17 protein-coding genes and 1 pseudogene are annotated in these 18611 nt (G+C 66.5%); 5 read left to right on the forward strand and 13 right to left on the reverse strand.

Annotation, left to right across the window (positions count from 1 at the left end; translation table 11 throughout):
- Position 1 precedes the first annotated feature (1 nt).
- The gene (locus KY497_RS14140) at positions 2 to 1669 is read right to left on the reverse strand and encodes an N-6 DNA methylase (protein ID WP_219869318.1); all 1668 of its coding nucleotides are present in this window, start codon (positions 1667 to 1669) and stop codon (positions 2 to 4) included.
- A gap of 150 nt (positions 1670 to 1819) precedes the next feature.
- Between KY497_RS14140 and KY497_RS14145 the strand changes: the two genes are divergently transcribed.
- Positions 1820 to 2920: a DUF4365 domain-containing protein gene (locus KY497_RS14145; protein WP_219869319.1), complete on the forward strand. Its 1101-nt coding sequence runs from the start codon at positions 1820 to 1822 to the stop codon at positions 2918 to 2920.
- A 484-nt stretch (positions 2921 to 3404) separates the two neighbouring features.
- Here the strand turns inward: KY497_RS14145 and KY497_RS14150 are convergent, their stop codons facing one another.
- Entirely contained in the window at positions 3405 to 4586 is a 1182-nt protein-coding gene (locus tag KY497_RS14150; protein ID WP_219869320.1) for a tyrosine-type recombinase/integrase, read from the reverse strand.
- Between the two features lie 149 nt (positions 4587 to 4735).
- Entirely contained in the window at positions 4736 to 5089 is a 354-nt protein-coding gene (locus KY497_RS14155; RefSeq protein ID WP_219869321.1) for a hypothetical protein, read from the reverse strand.
- Between the two features lie 524 nt (positions 5090 to 5613).
- On the opposite strand from KY497_RS14155, the gene KY497_RS16975 reads away from it, so the two are divergent.
- Complete coding sequence (locus KY497_RS16975) at positions 5614 to 5706, forward strand: hypothetical protein (protein ID WP_375140933.1); 93 nt, start codon at positions 5614 to 5616, stop codon at positions 5704 to 5706.
- A gap of 980 nt (positions 5707 to 6686) precedes the next feature.
- Here KY497_RS16975 and mobF read toward each other — a convergent pair.
- The 6 genes and pseudogenes from mobF to KY497_RS14185 all read right to left on the reverse strand — a co-directional run.
- Positions 6687 to 8765: pseudogene (mobF, locus tag KY497_RS16980) on the reverse strand (MobF family relaxase); the annotation flags it as partial.
- A gap of 165 nt (positions 8766 to 8930) precedes the next feature.
- A complete protein-coding gene (locus KY497_RS14165; protein ID WP_219869322.1) occupies positions 8931 to 10790 on the reverse strand; it encodes an FtsX-like permease family protein in 1860 nt (619 codons plus the stop codon).
- Positions 10790 to 11509: an ABC transporter ATP-binding protein gene (locus KY497_RS14170; RefSeq protein WP_258185718.1), complete on the reverse strand. Its 720-nt coding sequence runs from the start codon at positions 11507 to 11509 to the stop codon at positions 10790 to 10792. Before KY497_RS14170 ends, KY497_RS14165 begins: the two co-directional genes overlap by 1 nt.
- 188 nt (positions 11510 to 11697) lie before the next feature.
- Positions 11698 to 12375 (reverse strand): response regulator transcription factor, encoded by a 678-nt coding sequence (locus tag KY497_RS14175; protein ID WP_219869324.1) that lies wholly within the window; start codon positions 12373 to 12375, stop codon positions 11698 to 11700.
- Entirely contained in the window at positions 12372 to 13613 is a 1242-nt protein-coding gene (locus KY497_RS14180) for a sensor histidine kinase (protein ID WP_219869325.1), read from the reverse strand. Before KY497_RS14180 ends, KY497_RS14175 begins: the two co-directional genes overlap by 4 nt.
- Positions 13614 to 13666: 53 nt before the next feature.
- Positions 13667 to 14629, reverse strand: a complete 963-nt coding sequence (locus KY497_RS14185; RefSeq protein WP_219869326.1) for a CPBP family intramembrane glutamic endopeptidase — start codon at positions 14627 to 14629, stop codon at positions 13667 to 13669.
- 321 nt (positions 14630 to 14950) lie between these two features.
- Between KY497_RS14185 and KY497_RS14190 the strand changes: the two genes are divergently transcribed.
- The 3 genes from KY497_RS14190 to KY497_RS14200 all read left to right on the forward strand — a co-directional run bounded on the left by KY497_RS14190 (position 14951) and on the right by KY497_RS14200 (position 16432).
- On the forward strand, positions 14951 to 15334 hold the full coding sequence (locus tag KY497_RS14190) for a co-chaperone YbbN (RefSeq protein ID WP_219869327.1): 384 nt from the start codon (positions 14951 to 14953) through the stop codon (positions 15332 to 15334).
- Between the two features lie 173 nt (positions 15335 to 15507).
- Complete coding sequence (locus KY497_RS14195; protein WP_219869328.1) at positions 15508 to 16008, forward strand: hypothetical protein; 501 nt, start codon at positions 15508 to 15510, stop codon at positions 16006 to 16008.
- Positions 16009 to 16054: 46 nt separating this feature from the next.
- A complete protein-coding gene (locus KY497_RS14200) occupies positions 16055 to 16432 on the forward strand; it encodes a hypothetical protein (protein ID WP_219869329.1) in 378 nt (125 codons plus the stop codon).
- A gap of 60 nt (positions 16433 to 16492) precedes the next feature.
- Here the strand turns inward: KY497_RS14200 and msrA are convergent, their stop codons facing one another.
- The 4 genes from msrA to KY497_RS14220 all read right to left on the reverse strand — a co-directional run bounded on the left by msrA (position 16493) and on the right by KY497_RS14220 (position 18577).
- Positions 16493 to 17050 (reverse strand): peptide-methionine (S)-S-oxide reductase MsrA, encoded by a 558-nt coding sequence (gene msrA, locus KY497_RS14205; RefSeq protein ID WP_219869330.1) that lies wholly within the window; start codon positions 17048 to 17050, stop codon positions 16493 to 16495.
- Positions 17047 to 17559: a peptide-methionine (R)-S-oxide reductase MsrB gene (gene msrB / locus KY497_RS14210; RefSeq protein WP_219869331.1), complete on the reverse strand. Its 513-nt coding sequence runs from the start codon at positions 17557 to 17559 to the stop codon at positions 17047 to 17049. Before msrB ends, msrA begins: the two co-directional genes overlap by 4 nt.
- A gap of 85 nt (positions 17560 to 17644) precedes the next feature.
- The gene (locus KY497_RS14215; protein WP_219869332.1) at positions 17645 to 18142 is read right to left on the reverse strand and encodes a carboxymuconolactone decarboxylase family protein; all 498 of its coding nucleotides are present in this window, start codon (positions 18140 to 18142) and stop codon (positions 17645 to 17647) included.
- Between the two features lie 18 nt (positions 18143 to 18160).
- Positions 18161 to 18577 (reverse strand): GNAT family N-acetyltransferase, encoded by a 417-nt coding sequence (locus KY497_RS14220; protein WP_219869333.1) that lies wholly within the window; start codon positions 18575 to 18577, stop codon positions 18161 to 18163.
- Between the last annotated feature and the right edge of the window lie 34 nt (positions 18578 to 18611).

Genomic DNA, 18611 nt, shown 5'->3' on the forward strand with positions numbered 1-18611 from the left:
CTCATTCTGCCCGACGGAGTCGCCGTTCCCTTCGTTGACGTGCCGCGCCGAGCAACAGGGCAATCTCGTCGGCGGACAGACCAGCCCCGACTCCGAGCACCGCTTCATCGACGCGCTTCGCCACCTCCGTCCATTGGCCGTTGCGCAGCTGTGTATCGAGTGAGCGTCGCTGCGGCTCGAGCGCTTCCCACGCTTTCGCCATCACCTCCGGGGACGGGAGCGGGAGCAGCGCCGCCTCCCGCGGCTCCATCTTCAGGATGCCACCACCGTACGAACGCCCGTTAATCTCAGCGCCAAGCATGGTGACCGAGTTGAGACACATGTACGGCAGCGCCACGGCGGCAATACTCGGCGCGGAATCGTGCAGACGGACGCCGTGCATGGAGTTAAGGAAGCCAACCTTGGCGGTGTTCGTGATCAGCCGCGGGTAGTTGTGGCTCATGTAGGTAAAGAAGAGATCCGGCGTCGAAGGCGCCGGCGGCCTCCACCAGGGCGTGCGAATCTGACACTTGTAACCCTGGTCGACCGAAATTGACTCACCGTAGTCGGTGTACGCGATTCGCCCGTCAGACATGTCATTCGCCTCGGGTCGAAAAAGCCAGACCGGTTCATCCGCAACGAGGAGCCGATTCCACTGCGCGCGTGAGAATGCAGGGCTCTTGAGGTGCCGCGTGCCTGGCGGGCTGACTGCAACCAGCTGCGACTCCTCCAGCTTGTACTTCTTGCGGGTGGACTCCGAGATAACGAAGAACTTGTTCGCCCCAGTTACGGCACCGAGTTCCGACGTCCCGTAGCGATTTAGTGGGCTAAATGAGCGGGCCAGCACCTCGCGGTAGAGGCCGCGGGCAGCCTTGGGGACGAGAATGTCGGTCCACTTGCCTGACTCGGGCGGGGTGACATTGAGCTGCATGTAGGGTCGGATCTTCGCAAGATCCTCTGCCGTCTCGACATGCCAGAGCGAGAAGGAGTCACATCCTCCGCGCCCTTCTGCGAGCAGAAGCACCACATCCGCGAGCGCGCCCTGGAACTGCAACCGCTCAAAGAGGACAAGGTTGACGCGCTCAAAGCGGGAGCGCAGCCACGCGCGAATTGGCTCGGCGTATCCGACGGTGAGCAGCTCCGCAGGTAGCACCATCGCGATGCGCCCCTCGGGCTTCAGGAAGCCAGCGGCGTGCGCCAGGCTCGCAGCCCAAGACGACGCCAATCCATTGAGGCGCACACCCTGCTTGAGTGCTGCTTCAGCGCTGAGGCGTCGCGAAGCTCCGGTGTGTTCCTGGTACCGAATAAAAGGTGGGTTCCCAATCACGGCGTCAAGGTACGGCACTGGTGCGTCCAAGACATCGGGGGTCTGCAGCTCGAAGAAGTCCGAGGCGATGAGGTGTGCGTCGAGCGACTCCTCGGCGAGCAGACGTTCAGCCTCCCCCAGAGACGCTGCATGCAGATCGACGCCAAATAGCTGGCTATCCAGGTCCTCGGCCTGACCGAGAGCACGAAGTCTCCGCCCGGCAGCAAGTAGAAACACGCCGTCGCCGCACGTGGGGTCCATGACGAGCGCGTTAGGGTCGTCCTGAATCGCCCATGCCGCGAGGTGCTCGGCGATCGGCTCCGGGGTGAAGAACGCCCCACGAGCCTTGCGCAGAGTAGCGCTATCACCCGGCAGAAGATCCACGATAGCCACAGTACGTGCTGCCTCTGACGTTATCCAAGCGGCACGCCGACTCGAACACATCTTCGATGCGATGACGCGCGACTGTGGGTGCGCATTGGCTCTTCTGGGACCTCGATGAAGCCGACGGCATGCCGTACGTTTGCATCCATCATGGAATTTGAAGAGGTGGCGCGCAAGCGCCTTCGAGTGGGCCACGTCTCTGAAAGGGGTGGCATCAATGCGGTCCGGACGCTTCTTGAGTCCCAGGGGCTTGTCGTGGATGAGGTCGATGGTCGCGCGGACTACGGACGTGACTTGAACGTAGACATCACGGCTGCCTCCCGAATCACTGGGGGCATTGTCGGCGTACAGGTGAAAGGTGGAACTAGCTTCCATCGGCGAGGCCGCTGGGTGATCCCTGCTACCCCGACGGACTGGGAGTACTGGCGTGCGTCGACATTGCCAATCATCGGAATGACATGGGATCCGGCGACGAATAGCATCCGTTGGGTGAACCTTACGGAGCACGCCAGGTCACGAGTACACGTCGTAGAAGAGACCTACGATTACGAGCTTCAAGACGACGGCGTCTCAGAAGTGACCACGGATAGAGTCCTGGACAGTTCGACGTTCTCCAGCTTCATTGAAACGATCGAGCGCTACCTCGAGGCCACGAGCTCATCTGCGTTCTTGGAACTTCTCTCGGCAGACGACATCGTTCGACGTCGCGGCGTATACGCGTGCTGGACACTGGGGCGCGCGGACCCGGCCCCACTCATCTTGCTGAGGCGCATACTCCCTGGCCTGAAAGGCCTCAGCTTGTGGGACGGGATCACGGCCCTTGCGCACGCCACCCCTCATCCCGACATCGGGTGGAACTCTCGCAATTGGATCTCAAAGCCCGTGGAGCAAGAGATAGCCGCGAGCATGAGATGGTCACCGAGTGAGTTGGTGAGTCTCGTCCACGAAGTGGAGCAACTGGACAGCGAGATCTTGGGGTGGGAGCGTGGCGGTGTGGGCCAGAGTCTCTGGTCGCTCATGGCGATGGATCCTGAGATCCTCAGAAAGTTACGCCTCGCGACCAAGTTTGCCGTCGACGAGGAGAAACTCGACGCGGCAGCGCGTTTGCTGATCTGTTACCAATGGATGGCGGATGAGCCATTGGCCGATGTACTCAGCCTCTTGGACGAGGTGCCGCGGCTGCGCACGCATCAGTGGGTTGGGATTCTCATCGGGGAGTTGAGAGAGCACGGGCGGATAGATGTCTATTAGTTTGGGGCGATCACGTCGAGAGCAAGGACTGCGAGCAAGATAGGCGGCGGCCACCATCCGAGACTCCCGCCGAAGTGCTCAGGTCGGTGTTCGTCGCCGTACGACAGGTTACAGAGTCTCGGGTTTCCGGGTGATTGTCCAACAACTTCATCTCCTGGACGGCCCCTGGCACGTCGATCGCTGGTTCCAGCGCTCGACGGCGAGCATCGCATAGACGAGTGTCCCAGCAGCTCGGGTCGGTCATCTAGTCTCGGTGACCAGATCGGCACGTTGGCGGCCTGGATTTCGACGCACCAGAGGCCAGGATTGAGAAGCATTTCCACGTCCGAGTCGGATCTCTCGCCTTGCCTGATCGGGCCAGCCTACGATGGCTCACTGTGGGAGTTGTCGAAGCCCGTTGTTCGAAGATGTACGGGAGACTCGACGCAGCGTGAGCCAGAACCCCGCACCCACGCGCACGCCGCGGATTCCGGCGACTGGGCTTTCAGCTCGCTCTCCCGAACGCCTCTTCGAGGAAATCGGCGGTAGCGGGATTCACGGTTTCATTGCGGCGGATGTAATGCTCACGGGTGATCGCGGGGTCGCTGTGGCCGAGGAGCTCGGAGGCGAGCTGGAGTCCCCCGATGTCGTTGATCGCGGTGGCGGCGGTGCGGCGGAACCGGTGCGGGGTGACGTCTTCGATGCCGGCTTGGTCCATGACGTCACGGAGCTGGCGGCGGACGTTATTCGTCGTGTGCGGTGTTCCGACGCGGGTGGCGAACAACAGCGTCTCCGGGCCGACAAAACGCAACACGCGGACCCGAGCGCGGACCGCGCGCAGCGCGAATCCAGGGAGCGCGACGCGGCGGACCGAGCGTGCGGTCTTCGGATGGTCCTGTCGGTGCGTGGGCTCGCCCTTGCGGCTGACGATCGTCCCTGCGATACGGACCATTGGCACGGGTGCATCGAGATCGAGATCGGCGACGCGGATCGCGAGGACTTCGCCGATGCGGCCGGAGGTGCCGAGCATGACCTCGACGATTTGACCGAGCTGCCCGTCGGGGCGGGGACCGGCGAGGATGGGCCGCTTCTCCCAATCCCGGATCGCGGTGCGAATGGCTGTGATCTCGTCCCAGGTGAACACGTCGGGACTGCGCGTGGGTCTGCGCAGACGCGATACGTGGTCCATGGGGTTGCGCGGGAGAATCTCGTGCCGGACGGCGAGTCCGAGGGCGAGGCGGAGAACGACGCGGGCTTGGCGGGCACGGTTGTAGCTCTGCTTCGCCAGTTGCTTGAGGAAGTAGTCGCAGCGAGCCACGCTGATCTCCCGGAGCGTGACGTCCTGGAAGAACGGCAGCACGAGGGTGCGCATGTTCCGCTCGTACAGTTGCCGGGTCGTGCGGGAGAGGCGGTCTTCGAGTTCCATGTCCTCCAGCCAGTAGTCGACCAAGGCGGTGAACGCGCTGTCGGCGCTCATCCCGGTGAACCCGGGGTGGAACAGCGAACGCTCGGCGAGCTTCTTCTTCAGCTCACGCTCCGCCGCTGGCCTCGTGGCGGCGGTGCATTGGACCTCTCGGCTCTTTCCGTCCCAGTCGCGGTAGCGGGTGCGCGCCGCGTACCGGCCGCTGGGCTGGCGTCGGATGGAGATGGTGCCGTACGTGCCGATCGGAGTGCGAGGTCTAGCCACGAAGCGTTCGCTCCCCCGTTTCGGCGAGAACGCGGGTCAGGTTCGGCGGGGCTACGAGGCTGTGGCAGCGGCTGCGCTGTTGAGAAGGCATCCCTCCAGTCTGCCGATCATCGACGCTCGCGACTCATGCACTCGATGCTCCGCGCGAGCTACGCGGCCACTGCATCCGCGGAAGAGGGTTGAAGATCACGCTTCGCACGGTGTTCGTCGACGCGTGCCCTCGCAAGAAGCAGCAGGCTGATCGGGCCGAAGAGAAGGAACTTCAGCGCGTTCCACAGACACAGGGCGAAGACGATGTAGAGCCCCTGCGACCAGCCTGCGTTGATGAGCGTGATGCTTGCCGCGGCGATGAGCAGGTAGACGAGACCGAGCCCCATCGCTGGCACTCCCCATTTGAGGCCGCGTCGGGTGCGGAGCTTGTCGAGCAGGATGTTGGTGGGCATCCATCGGCGCAGGAAGGTGCGGGTGCGGACGCTGAGGGTCCAGAGGGTGCGGATGAGCATCAGGGGTCCTCGCTTTCAGGCCAACACGGTTGGTGCGGCGTGGTCCTGAGCTTTGAGGTCCCCGAGGGGTCTGCGTCGCCCGCCGGAACGGGGTCGGCCAACGATTGTCCTGCCGCTGCGCCCAGGTTACGCTCCTCAGTCGTCGAGCGGAAGGGAGCGCAGACCGTCAGCGGGCGTCGCGGGAGACACCCCGGTGGAGGGACTGCTCTGCAGCGTCGGGCTGTGCGTCTCGCGCGTTGCGGAGAGCCGCGAGTGCGGTGCGGGCGCGTTCGTAGTCCACGCGTTGCGCGTCGGCGTCCGGGACGGCGCCGAGTGGGTCTTGGCCGGTGACCGCGTACCGGTCGCGGTAGGCGGCGGCGACCGTCAACTGCTGGAGGGCGTCATCCGGCAGCGGGTTGACGCTGGACGGAAGTGTGAGCGTCGCCCAGGAGTCGCTCTCCTCCGCGGCCCGGCGAGCGAGCGCGACCGCGCGTTGCGTGATGAGCTGCTCGCGCTCGGCGAGCGCTCGTGCCATCTCGGGTTCCATGTCTCCGCTTGCTTTAGGGATGATGCCGGCGATGAGCTGGCGACGCCGGGCGGCCGGAGTGAACCGGGTTGCGACTCTCTGGATTCGGTAGCGCAGAAGCGAGCCGAGATCGTCGATGTCCTCCAGGTTTCCGGCTGAGACGACTCGGGGCAACAGGGCGTCGACATCGTGCCCCTCGGCGTCGAGGCGGCGCAGTTCGGTGCTGAGGATGCCGTACGCGTCGGTGGTGACGAGCTCATCGATGGTGGTCTCGTCGAGTCCGCCTGCGCGGAGGAGTCCGAGCCATCGGTCGTGTTGCGCGGATTGTGCGATGGTCTCGTACTCGGCGGCGAGCTGTCGGATCGATGTCCATTCGTCCTGCTCCGCGGTGATTGTCTCGCGGGCGGACAGTTCGGCGCCGGTGTGCTGGAGGATCCCGTACAGGATGGACCGTGCGGTGTTCTGCAGGTCGTCGCGGTGCTGGTGCTGTTCGAGGTGGTGCTGGTCGGTCACGACGTATGCCGTGTTCGCTTCGCGCCCTCGGGTCATGGCGACGTAGAGCGCCTCGCGGGTCATCTCGGGGCTGGCGACGACCGCGTGAGCGGTGTCGACGGTCGCCCCTTGCGCGCGGTGCGCGGTGATCGCGTAGCCGAGATCGACGTGATTGGCGACGTAGGCCGCGGGCAGGGTGATCGTGCTGCGCCAGCGCGACGTCTCCCGCCGGACGGTGAGCGACCCGTCCTCGTGCGCGCCTGTGACGAGCCACCGGTCGTTATTCTTCACCCAGCCCCGGCCGAGGGCAAGGCGGCGGTCGTTCTGTCTGGTGATCACGACATCACCGGCCGAGGCACGGGCGCCGTCGTGCAGGCCCACTCCCCCGTCGCTGACGAGCCCGGCGAGGATCCGGTCCGATCGTGCCCGTTCGTTGAGGTCGGTGACCGTCTCGATCGTCTCGGCGATCAGCACTGACACCTTCCCGGCCGTCTGATCCTGCATCCATGCCTGGTAGGCGGCGTCGAGCATCTGGTCATGGTCCCCGCCGGCGACGCGTTCGTGGTCCATGTAGGCGTCGATCACCGCGGTGTCGCCCAGGCGCAGCTGCAGGGAGGCGTGCTTCTCCCAATCGTGGCGGAACCTGCGGACGTCGACGAGCTCCGGTGCGTCATCTCGATCTCGGACAAGCATCCCGAACGCTCCGCCTGCGTCCACGGCCTGCAGTTGAGCGTGATCGCCAACCAGCAGCACCTTCGCCCCAGCCTCGGCGGCGTGAGCGGTGATGCGGTCCAGCGCGAACGTGCCGGCCAACGACGCCTCGTCGATGATCACCAGTTGCCCGGCGCGCAGATCCCATCGGCCCCGGTCGTGCTCGTACAACCACTTCGCCGTGTTCTCCGTCTGCACGTCGAGCTCCTCACCCAGGACCGCTGCTGCCGCCGCCGACGGGGCAAGCCCCACCACCGACCCCTTGCCGTACCGCGCTTCCCAGGCGCGTCGTAACGCCAGCATCGTGGTGGTCTTGCCCGCGCCCGCCGGTCCGACCAGCACATCCAGCACCCGTCCCGAAACGACGATCTTCCCGATCGCATCCTGCTGGTCCGCGCCGAGCGCGCGCTGACCCGGTCCGTGCGGGCGAGCAGCCCGGGCGATCAGGTCCAGATCCACCGTCGGCGCATCACGACGGCCAGCCGCCTCCCGCAGCCGGTCCTCGGCCGCGAGCACCGCCTCGGACGAGTACACGGTGGAAGCCTTGGGTCGGAACACGCTCGAGCGATCGGGACGCTGGAACACAGGTGGACTGCTCGCCAATTCCGGCGGTGTCAATCGCAGCGACCCGGCCTCCGCGGCATCGACGATCAGCCCCACAATCGCATCCCGGTCGGTTGCCGACGCGAACCGGTACGGCATCGTCTGCCGCACGGCCTCCGCATGCAGGTTCCACCGGCGCCACGTCGACCGGCGTTCCGCAACCTGTTGCACCACCACCGATGCCAGCCGCTCTATGTTCTGCAGCGGGATGTCGTCCGCACGCAGCAGCGCCTCACCAGCTCCGGCCGTGGCAAGCTCGCGCGCCCAACTCACCGCGTCACGGCCGAGCACATCCGACGCTCGGGCACGCCACCGCTCTGTCAGCTCCCGCAGAGAGCGCAGCTCTTTGGGCGGTCGCGTATCGAGCGTGGCCTGCTGACGGATCTGCCACAGCCGCGCGCGAGACGGTTGACGCCCCTGCTTGGACACATACTCCTCGACGAGCCGCTCCTTGACCCGCTCGATGTCCTTTGTACGCGAGGAGAACTCATCCATCAGCCCTTGCGGGACTCCAGTGATCTCCCACCTGTCCATCCGGCCCGTGCCACGTCCGCGGACCTCCCACGAGATCGACAACAGGCGTGAGAGGTGGTCTGAGAGGACCGCGTTGTAGTGCTCCGACAGGCCGGTGACGGCAGCGTGTAGCGCGCGCGAATCCAAGGTGCGCCACTTTCCATCATGGACACCCTGTACCCGGTTCGCGACTACGACGTGGGTATGCAGCTGCGGGTCGGAGGCGCGTGAGTCGTAGTGGTCGTACGCAGCGGCGACCACACCGCGGACTTCGACCTGAGCGACCGCCCCGCGCGGGCCCTCCGTGCCGACCCTGGTCATCGCCACATCACGCTCGAGCAGATCGAGCACGTCTTTCATTGCCTCGTGATGTGCCTTCGCGATCAGCGCCTGTGTCCCCGCATCGGCGACAGCCCAAAGGGTCGAGACCGACTTGGGTGCTGAGAACGTCAGGTCAAATCCCGCGACCGGTGCCGCGGTCGGTTTCGCGTTCTCCTCGGCGCGGATGGCAGCGGTCTGGGCGTCTCGCTCCCCGTGATCGAGGTCCTTGGGGAGCCGGTCGACCCTACGCATGGTTCGTTGATCTGCGTTGGCGAAGTGGCGGTAGGGGCGACCAAGGAGTTCTCCCGTGCTGGGGTCCTGCCCGTGACCCATCAGTCGGCGCAGCTGTTCCTCGGAGACCTCCTCGCCTTCAACAAGCTCCGGGAGCGCACCCACGCCAGTACCGATCCAGGTGCCCGGCGGGGTTCCCGCTTCCGCGTAGTAGCCAGTCAACGCCGACGCGGCATCCCGGTGGCCGTCTCCGACGACGACTGAGCTGAGCAGGTAGCGGTATCCCTGGCCCGCACTCATCACTCGGATCGAGACCGTCACGCACTTCAGGTACGGCAGGAGAGCCCGCCCGTCTTCGCGGCCGAAGGCTCCACATGCGGTTCGCACTCCGCGTCACAGCAGTGCCGGACATGGGAACGGTGCGACACGGGGGCCGCACGACGTCCCTGATGCTTGGGACGCATGTCAGCGACTGGATGCCAGCGCCAGCTTTCGGGACAGCCAGATGCTAGTTATCGTCGCGGTCACAGTCGCGCAGCCCAGGAGGACGACGGGCAGGGTGAGGATCGTTGCCCACGGCAAAGTGGGCCAGCCGTGCAGGAGGGCGATGCCTGCGCCGAACGCGGCGGGGAGCGCGGCGGCGAGCCCGAGGACGATCGCCAAAATGGCGGCAATGAGGGTCTCGATCACGATGGTGCGGATCAGGATCGTACGGGTCGCGCCGATGCGGGTGAGCAGGTCGAGCTCGTCGCGGCGGCCGCGGATCAGGCTGACGAGGGTGTTGACAGCGGCGAGGAGCCCGAAGGCGAGAAGTGCGAACAGGAGCACGCTGGATGTCGACGACTCGCCGCTGTCCGGCAGGCGTGCGGCGTACCCGTCGGAGTCCTGCAGCTCGATGCCGAGCGCGGCGGCCTCGGTGCGGACGCTCGTGCTCCGGTCGGGTGTGGTGCTCACCAGGAGCGTGCCCGAGGCGGAAGCGTCCGGCCGCGTGACGAGGTAGTCGCCGAAGCCGAGCGAGGAAGTGTAGACGGCGACGATCGTGCGGTCGCTCACGGTGCCGTCCGTGCGCACGGCGACGGAGTCGCCGACCGTGCTCGTGGATCCGAACAGGGCATCGGCGGAGACGGCGATGGTGTCCTCGCCGCGGAGATCCGCGAGGGATCCGGCAGTGACGCCCGGGTCGAGGACGCCGGTGATGCCATCCGCGCCGGAGAGGGTGCCGAGCGTAGCCGGCTCCCAGATCTCGAAGGGCAGGTCGTCGTCCTGGTCCGCGAGTACCTCGCCCGTCACCGAACCGAGCACCACGACCTCGTCGGTCCCCTCGAGTCGACGCACGGCGTCGGCGTCCTGCGCGCTCGAGACGGCTCCGGCGAGGTCTGCGACGAGGCCGCCGGCGAGTTGTTCGCGGGCGGCGGTGTCCACGATCGCGTCGGTGCTCAGCTGGACGGCGCCGAGGGCGGCGACGAGCGCGAACGGGACGAGTACCGCGGTGAGGCGCCGTGAGAATCCGCGGACGTTCGCCAGAGGCAGCTCCAGCGACGAGTTCGGCGGCAGTGTCCGTCGGATGCGGCTCGCGGTGGCGGCGGCGATCGTGGGGCCGACGAGGGCGAGGGCGGTGATGAGGAGGAAGGTGGAGACAGCGGCGAAGGCGACGCCGATCATCCCGGGCAGCACGAGCGGCATCGCCGCGGAGATCCCCCCGGCGAGAACGACGACGAGCGCGGCGATGCGGCGTCCGGCACCGAGGCGGGACGACTCGACGCCGGAGGCACGGACGGCTTCGGCGGCTTGCACGCGCAGGGCGTGCCGCGACGCAGACCACGCGGCCGCCACCGCGACGAGGAACATCACACCCGTGGCCGTCGCGGCCGGCGTCGCACCGATGGGCAGCGCGTATCCGTCGGGGGCGAGGCCGGTGTTCTGCAGGAGCGGAACTGTGGCTGCGGCGAGGGCGAAACCGAGCAGAGCGCCAAGCGGTGCGGCCGGAACGAACAGCAGCAGTGTCTCGAGCAGGATGAGCGATCGTACCCGGCCGGCGGTGGCGCCGACCGCCGACAGGAGTGCGTACTGACGCCGCCGTTCGCGTAACCCGGTGGCGATCGTGGTCGAGACCGTGAGGCCTGCGATGAGTGCGGCGACTCCGATGAACGACGACGAGAGGGTGACCAGCTGCCCGCCGGTCGCGGCGAGGGCTGGGTCGGTGAGGCCGGCGGCCAGCCACGCCGCGGCAGCGGCGAGGATGCCGATCGCGGCGGTGATAGCGACCGTGGCGCCAATGAGCTGAGGGGCGTTGACGCGGCTGCTGCGCCGGAGAAGGGCCCACATCAGCGGGCCTCGCTCAGGCTCGTCAGCTGCGCGGAGATCTGCGCCACCGTCGGCTCGGCCAGATCGGCGGCGATGACCCCGCCGTCGAGGAACAGCACCCGATCCGCGCCAGCGGCCACGGCGGGGTCGTGAGTCACCAGCACGAGAGTCTGGGACACTCGTGCTGCGGTGCGCTGCAACACCTCCATGACGTGATGGGCCGTGTGCGGGTCCAGGGCGCCGGTGGGCTCGTCGGCGAAGACCACCTCGGGGCGCGTCGCCATGGCCCGGGCGATCGCGACGCGCTGCGCCTGCCCGCCGGACAGCTCTCCGGGGAGCCGATCCGCCTTGTCGGCCAGGCCTACCAGGTCGAGCACCTCGCGCTGCCACGCGGGGTCGACGGCGGGACCGCCCAACAAGGCCGGCAGAGCGACGTTCTCGGCGACGGTGAGGTGCGGGAGGAGGTTGTAGGCCTGGAACACGAACCCGAGCCGGTCGCGGCGGAATCGGGTCAGCGCGTCCCCGTGTATCGCGGTGAGGTCCTGGCCGCCCACGCTCACCGTCCCGGAGGTGGGTGTGTCGAGGCCGGCTGCGCAGTTGAGGAGGGTCGACTTGCCCGATCCGGAGGGTCCCATGACCGCGGTGAACGAGCCCGCGGCGATGCGGACGGTGACGCCGCGGAGCACCTCGACGGTGCGCTCACCGTCGAGGAAGCCTTTGCGCACATTGGTGAATTGCACCGCAGTGGGAACGATGGTGGGCGGGTGGTTCGGGGGCGCAGAGTGGGACATCGCAAGCTCCAGGTCGGGGACGGTGATGTCTCCACGCTAGGAAGCGTGTCCCCCGCGCCCTAGATGCTTCGGAACGCATCCGATCTCTTGCATCCTTCGATGCAACCGCGGGCGGTCCCGAGGACCGGAAGGGCTGTTCAGTGCGATGGGGGCGGGTCGACGGCAACCACACGGTTCTGGTAGGCCCACACCGCCGCCTGCAGGCGGGACTGCACGCCGAGCTTGGGCAGCAGACGGGCCAGGTGCGACTTCACGGTCGCGACCTCGACGAACAGCTCCCCCGCGATCTGCTCGTTCGACATCCCCTGCGCGAGCAGGAGCAGGATGTCGCGCTCCCGCGCCGTGAGCGTCTCGGTCGCCCGTGTCGCGGTGACCGGTTGCAGGCGGCGGCGCTGGACGTACTCGTCGACGATGCGACGGGTGAGAGTGTGGTCGAGGGTGCCGTGTCCGTCGGCGATGTGGCGGACGGCACGGAGGATCTCATCCGGGTCGGAGTCCTTCAGTAGGAACCCGGAGACCCCCGCCTCGAGGGCGCGGAAGACGTAGTCGTCGATGTCGAAGGTGGTCAGGATCAGCACCGGCACCCGTGGGTCGGCGTCGGGTCCACACAGCCGCTCGGCGACGTCGATGCCGTCGCGTCCCGGCATCCGGATGTCGAGGCAGGCGACGTCGGGGATCAGTTCGAGCGCGAGCCGCAGGGCCTCGTCTCCGTCGGCGGCGGCTGCGACGACGTCGATGTCGTCCTCCGCGGACAGGAGGGCGGCGAGGCCGACGCGAACGAGGGGCTGGTCGTCGGCGACAAGAACGCGGATCACGGGGTCTGCTTTCGGTCGGTGGGGCGGGGTTCGCGGGGGATGCCCATCCGAGCCTCCCATCCGTCGTCGCCGGTCGGGCCGGCGTCGAATGAGCCGCCGATGAGGGCGGCGCGCTCGCGCATCCCCAGGATCCCGAACCCGGACCCGCCCGTGGCCGCCAGCGCCGCCCCTCGCGGGGGCGGGGCGTTGCGCACGCTCACGCGCATGCGGGCGGGGTCGTCGTCGTCGATCGTGACGATGCAGGCCGCGTCCGGGGCATGCCGGGACACGTTGCTGAGGGACTCCTGCACCATCCGGAACACGGCCAGCTGCGCCAAAGGCCCGATCCCCTCCCCCAGTTCGCCGACCGCCGGCCGAAGGACGCGGAGGTCGACCTCGACGCCCGTTGCCGCGACGGCAGCGACGAGCGCCGGGACGGTCGCGAGCGTCTTCACGGAGTCGTCATCACTGTCGGCATCGCGGAGAAGGCCCACCAGACGGCGCAGGTCATCGAGTACGGCTCTGCTCTGCTCCCGCACCGCAGCGGCGCCCGCGCGCGCGGCATCTGGATCGCTGCCGACCTGACGCTCCACTGCGGAGGCCATGACCGAGATCCCGGACAGATGATGAGCGGCGATGTCGTGCAGCTCCCGAGCCATCGCGCTGCGCTCCATAGCTATTGCCTCGCGGATCTGCGCGTCGCGCTCCCGAGCCAGCGCGTCCAACATCTGCTCCTGCGCCCGGCGCGCGGACTTCTGCGCCGCGATCGCCGTCGCCGGCAGGAGCGGCAATCCGACCACCAGCACCGCCTGCACTGCCGCCTCAAAGCCCGCGCCCACGTAGTCCGCGCGGCCGGACCCGATCGAGTTGATCAGCTGACCCGCGAAGACGAGCACGCAGGCCGCCGCGGCCGTCCATCGCAGGCGCCGGAGCGGGACGGACAACCCGGTGAGGAAGGCACAGACGAGGATCGGAAAAGCCGTGACGCTGAACAGCGAGCCGGGTGCCACGAGCGCGAGCGCGAGCGCCAGCGCCGACGTGACGAGAAGGGGCAGGCGGCGCGCGCTCGGCAGCAACTGGGCCGCGGCCTGCAGGACGAGGGCTGCTGTCGTCAGCCACCACGAGATCGGCGCGGGAAGAGCATGCTCGGATGGGTCCGCGGCGACGAGCGCCCTGACGACGCCGAGGACGCCCAGGGCGACCGCGGCCGTGCTCGCGGAGACGAGCACCGCTGAGAACGAGCGTCCGGCCGGTGCCACACCCCCATGGTAGGGCCCGACACCGGCCGGTCCGGCTTGCGGGGGGCGCCGGATCACGTGGTTCCGGCGGAGATCGATCCCTCCGCAGACGTCCGGTCGGTCTTCGGTGCGGCATAGCCGAGACGGCCCCTGGTCGCGATGAGGAGAGCGGCGGCGGCGACCGCGGCGCCCGCGGCCATCGCGACCAGTGCCAGCTCGCCGTCGAGCGAGGGGAACACCTCGACCCACAGCACCGAGGCGAAAGTGTTGACACCGACGTGCATAAGCATCGACAGCGGCAGGGACTGGCCGGTGCGGTTGAACACCCACGACATCACGATGTTGAACGCGACGCAGAACGCGAGGAACACCAGCGGGCGGGTCCACGACGCATCGGGGTAGCCGCCCCAGTCGGTGAGGAACAGCGGCAGGTGCCACGCGCCCCACAGCGGGCCGAGGATGAACGCGGCCTTCAGGGGCGAGAAGCGGAACTGCAGGCGCGGAAGAGCGAAATCGCGCCATCCCGGTTCCTCCGCCAGACCCGTGGTCACCATCTGGAACAGCAGGATCGGCACGAACGCGATGAGTGCCGACACGGACGGCGCCGCGATCTGCCCGCCCGAGAACGCCAGGCCGGTCAGCAGCATCCCCACCGGCACGCCCAGCAGGGTGATCGCATACCAGCGAGGTGCCACCTTCCAGCGCCAGAGGCGGCGCACCCAGGTGCGCAATCCCTTGCCGCCGTCCACGACCGCGGTGACCAGGAACGCCGAGAAGATGGGCCCGAGATACGCACCGGGAAGTACCCCGAGGATCTGGCTGCTGCCCAGCACATCGGGGAACCGGAACGCCCAAAGGCCGAGCCCGTGTTCCGAGAGGACGTAAGGCAGCCACGCCGCCCAACTGAGCGCATTCGCGAACACGAAGAAGGAGATGAGAGGACGCGACCGGATCAGATCGCGGACTCCGCGGGGTCGAGGAGACTGCGTGACGGGAAGAACGCGTTGGGCGTGAGAAATGCGATGCGGTGTCGTCATGTCTTCGACGCTACGAACCGTTGTGACGCCGTCTCTACGTCCGCGGGATGCCACTGAACAGGCTCATCCGAAAGGTGCAAACCGGTGTCTGACCGTCCCGTAGATGTGGCGACTCAATGTAGCCAGCGCTATAGCGAGCGCGTGTCTCGCCCCGCGTTCACATAGGCCGAGTCCTAGCGACCTGACGCGCCCATCCGTTGGCAGCCCGACAGGCATGCTGCGAAGCGAATGGCCACCTGCTCTTGCGCAAGCATCGATGATTCGGGATCATCGATTTGGACCCAAAAGTCCAGTATGAGCACCGTTGAGAGAGGATCGAGAATGGCAACGATTGAGGTAACCGACGAGAATTTTCAGGAGGTCACGGGGCGCGACGGTATCGTGATCCTCGACTTCTGGGCAACATGGTGCGGGGCATGCAGGGCATTCGCGCCGGTGTACGAGGCCACTTCCGAGGAGCACCCGGACATCGTCTTCGGCAAAATCGATACGGAAGCAGCTGGTCACCTGACGACGCAGATCGGCGTCCGTGCGCTGCCTACTGTGGCTATCTATCGGGACTCGATCAGAGTGTTCTTCCAGGCTGGCGCACTGCCGAAGCCAGCGCTCGAGGACCTCATTGCTCAGGTGCGGGCGCTCGATATGGAGCAAGTCCGTGCCGAGCTCGACAACCACCGGCACGAACCCGGGCACGTTCACGCGTAGCCGCCGCGGTGTCACGAGAATCAGCGACGGTTCAGCCTCATCCGGCTGTCGCCGTGCCATTGTGGCAGCCGGAGGGCAACCACCTAGGCGAGAGGCCTCAATGAAACACGAAAATCGTCATCGAACCGGGCGCAGCATGACGCCTCGACCGAGGTCTATGGCCGGTTCACGCGATGACTGAGATGAACGCACCCGTCCGGATCGGCGATGACCCCGCCGTCCTCGATCTCGTCCCCTTGATCTCGGACATGCCCACCGCTGGAGACCTCCGCATGGTACTGGCCGCATACAGGGTTAGGGGAATGCTCAGTTTTCGGTCCCGACGGGCGGAGGTCGCGCGGATCCGCCGCGAGGTTACTGACGCGGTGCACACGGTGCAGCCACGGACAGTTGTCATGGTTTTCGAAGCCGTTGATGGCGCCACTCGACGACGCGTCGACCGCATCGCGCGACATGTCACCCGCGACATCAGTGTGGCAGCGACTAACGCGGTCGGCTCCGACACCACGGTCATAGGGCTCGTCGTTATGTCGGGGCAGGAGCGAGACCTCGCCGCGACCTGTGTACGGCACGTCGCCGTGGAACCGCCGGAGCGCGGCGACGGACTCGTCTTCCATGCCGCCGACCTTCGGCGCGCGAACATCTACGAGCTCATCGAGGAGGCCGTCGTCTGATGATGACCGCGTCAAGCACGACGGCGACGGCAGATACCGCACATGGGTGGAGAAGCTGATCATGAAGCAGGACGACATCGTGCTCGCCGAAGAGATTCCCTATGCGGTGACCAGAGCACCTCTGCACTACGCCGACGGCGCGACACAGACGTTCGACGCTGCCGGCGGCACCGTCTACGTCGAGAACGGGCGGCCTGTTCGCGGCGAATGGTATGTCGATGCAACGGGACGCTTCTGCTCTTTCTGGCCTCCGAGCTACCGGGCCTGCTATGAGGTTCGATGGATCGTCGAAGACCACCTTGTTGTCGGGCTCAGCTTCCGCAAGGGGTCGTATGCCGCCGAAGGACGATACGAGGCGCCCATGCTCGACGACCTTGTCATGCAGGAATTGCAGGTGTGGGCTGACGACGGCGGAGCTCACTAGCTGCCAAGGATCGACCGCGAGGGTGTGTTCACGGTGGTGAGCACACCCTCGCGTTCTTGATCAGGCTGCCGGGTGCGCCGCGCGGGGCGGCAGTACCCAGCCTTCGCGGGGGAAGTGACAGGTGTAGCCGTTCGGATACCGCTCCAGGTAGTCCTGATGCTCAGGCTCTGCCTCCCAGAATGGGCCTGCCGGTTCGATCGTCGTCGCCACACTGCCGGGCCACAAGCCGGAAGCGTCCACGTCAGCGATGGTGTTGCGGGCGATCTGCTCCTGCTCCGGGGTGACGGGGAAGATCGCCGAGCGGTAGCTCGAGCCGATGTCGTTACCCTGGCGGTTGACGGTGGTTGGGTCGTGGATCTGGAAGAAGAACGCCAGGATGTCACGATAGGTGGTCTTCGCGGGGTCGAAGACGACCTCCAGCGCCTCTGCGTGACCTGGATGACGATAGTAGGTGGCGTTGCTGTTTCGACCACCCGTGTATCCGACCCGGGTCTGCAGCACGCCTGGCTGTCTACGGATCAGGTCTTCCATGCCCCAGAAGCAGCCTCCGGCGAGTACCGCTGTCTCAGTGCCGGGGGTGTGGGTGATCTGGCCGGTGTCGTGGATGCCACTGGTCATGATGCGTTCTCCTTTGAGGCGTCGGTGGTGCCGAACAGGGAGCGGTACTCGGGGTATCCCTGCGCCTCGAGCTCATCCGCGGGGATGAAGCGGAGCGCGGCCGAGTTCATGCAGTAGCGCAGTCCGCCGGCATCGGCGGGACCGTCATCGAAGACGTGCCCAAGATGGCTGTCGGCTCCCGTCGAACGGACCTCGGTGCGCTCCATCCAGAGCTTTCGGTCGGTCTTGGTGCGGACGGCGTCCGACTCGATCGGTCGGGTGAAGCTCGGCCATCCGGTGCCACTCTCGTACTTGTCGGTGGATGAGAACAGCGGCTGACCAGACACGACGTCGACGTAGATGCCGGGCTCGTGGTTACTCCAGTACTCGTTGCGGAAAGACGGCTCGGTGCCATCCTCCTGGGTCACGCGATGCTGCATCGGGGTGAGTCGGCTGAGCGCCTCGGGAGTCTTGGGGTAGTTACTACTGGGCACGATTCCTCCATTTCCGCCGCTGGCTTGCGGCGTCATTGGAGATAACGCCAGAAGTGGACCGTTTGGTCCCGATTTCCTGGGAGCCAGCTGTGACTTTTTGGGCCCTGCCACGTGTCTGCCCTCAGTCCTGAGAGAGGTTCCCTTCGGCATCTCGCACACGCACGGGATGCTCGCTAAGGATGGAGATTCGATTGAAGATGTTGATCGTGGTGGCCACCCATTCCGCGCTGACGAATGCCTCCTCGCCGAGGGCGCTGCGGGCGGCGACGAGGTCGGCCTTGCTGCCTTCGCTCAACGGGAGCGTGGTCGCTGTCTCGGCGACTGCGAGCAGCGCCGTTTCGCGATCGCTGAAGATGGTGGACTCTCGCCATGCCGGGAGCAAGTCCAGCTTCTGCTGCGGTACGCCCAGCTTCCGGGCTTGCCGAGAGTGGAGGTCGAGGCAGAATACGCACCCGTTGAGCTGCGAGACGCGGATCTTGATGATCTCACCCTCGGCGAGTGACAACCCGTGCTGAGCGGCCTCTTTAGAGATTGCGGTCGCGAAGGTCGTCGCTGCCTTCCACGCATCAGGCAGTGCTTTGTCCATGTACGGGAGTGAGTGTTCTTCGATAAACGTCATGACTGCCTCTCATGCGGCTCAGTGCCGCCCGTGCCTACGTGAGTGCACGTTGCCCGGGAAGCTGGGGTCAACGACATCCGCATAGTCGGGATGGGAATGGACGAATGCGGTAGCGAACGGGCACGTCAGGGTCACGGTGCGACCTTCCGTGCGAAGCATGTCGAGCACACCGCCGAGGAGCTTGCCGGCAAGCCCCTTGCCGCGAAACTCGGGAAACACGGAGGTCGCGAGCAAAGTGACTCGGTTGCCGGCCTCGGTGTACAGAAGCCCCGCAACGGTATGGTCCTCGATGTGGAGTTCGTAGACCGATACGTCCTCGTTTTTCGTGATGTTCGTGAGCTCGACGAGCGAGTCGGCGGTTCCGGACGTGCCCAGTTCTCGGAGCACCTGATCGGTACCTCTCAGCGTGACCATGGCCTCCTGACTGTTGTCCATGTGCGTCCTGATCCTTTCTGGCGTGTTGGTTCGG

The organism is Microbacterium sp. PAMC22086, assembly GCF_019443525.1.
GTDB classification, from domain to species: domain Bacteria; phylum Actinomycetota; class Actinomycetes; order Actinomycetales; family Microbacteriaceae; genus Microbacterium; species Microbacterium maritypicum.

Excerpts from the sequence above, each read along its gene's own strand:
- KY497_RS14145 (WP_219869319.1), top strand. The coding sequence starts at position 1,820 with ATGGAATTTGAAGAGGTGGCGCGCAAGCGCCTTCGAGTGGGCCACGTC.
- KY497_RS14155 (WP_219869321.1), bottom strand. The coding sequence starts at position 5,089 with ATGCTCATCCGCACCCTCTGGACCCTCAGCGTCCGCACCCGCACCTTC.
- KY497_RS16975 (WP_375140933.1), top strand. The coding sequence starts at position 5,614 with ATGTCTCCGCTTGCTTTAGGGATGATGCCGGCGATGAGCTGGCGACGC.
- KY497_RS14165 (WP_219869322.1), bottom strand. The coding sequence starts at position 10,790 with ATGTGGGCCCTTCTCCGGCGCAGCAGCCGCGTCAACGCCCCTCAGCTC.
- KY497_RS14185 (WP_219869326.1), bottom strand. The coding sequence starts at position 14,629 with ATGACGACACCGCATCGCATTTCTCACGCCCAACGCGTTCTTCCCGTC.
- KY497_RS14190 (WP_219869327.1), top strand. The coding sequence starts at position 14,951 with ATGGCAACGATTGAGGTAACCGACGAGAATTTTCAGGAGGTCACGGGG.
- KY497_RS14195 (WP_219869328.1), top strand. The coding sequence starts at position 15,508 with ATGACTGAGATGAACGCACCCGTCCGGATCGGCGATGACCCCGCCGTC.
- msrA (WP_219869330.1), bottom strand. The coding sequence starts at position 17,050 with ATGACCAGTGGCATCCACGACACCGGCCAGATCACCCACACCCCCGGC.
- msrB (WP_219869331.1), bottom strand. The coding sequence starts at position 17,559 with ATGACGCCGCAAGCCAGCGGCGGAAATGGAGGAATCGTGCCCAGTAGT.
- KY497_RS14215 (WP_219869332.1), bottom strand. The coding sequence starts at position 18,142 with ATGACGTTTATCGAAGAACACTCACTCCCGTACATGGACAAAGCACTG.
- KY497_RS14220 (WP_219869333.1), bottom strand. The coding sequence starts at position 18,577 with ATGGACAACAGTCAGGAGGCCATGGTCACGCTGAGAGGTACCGATCAG.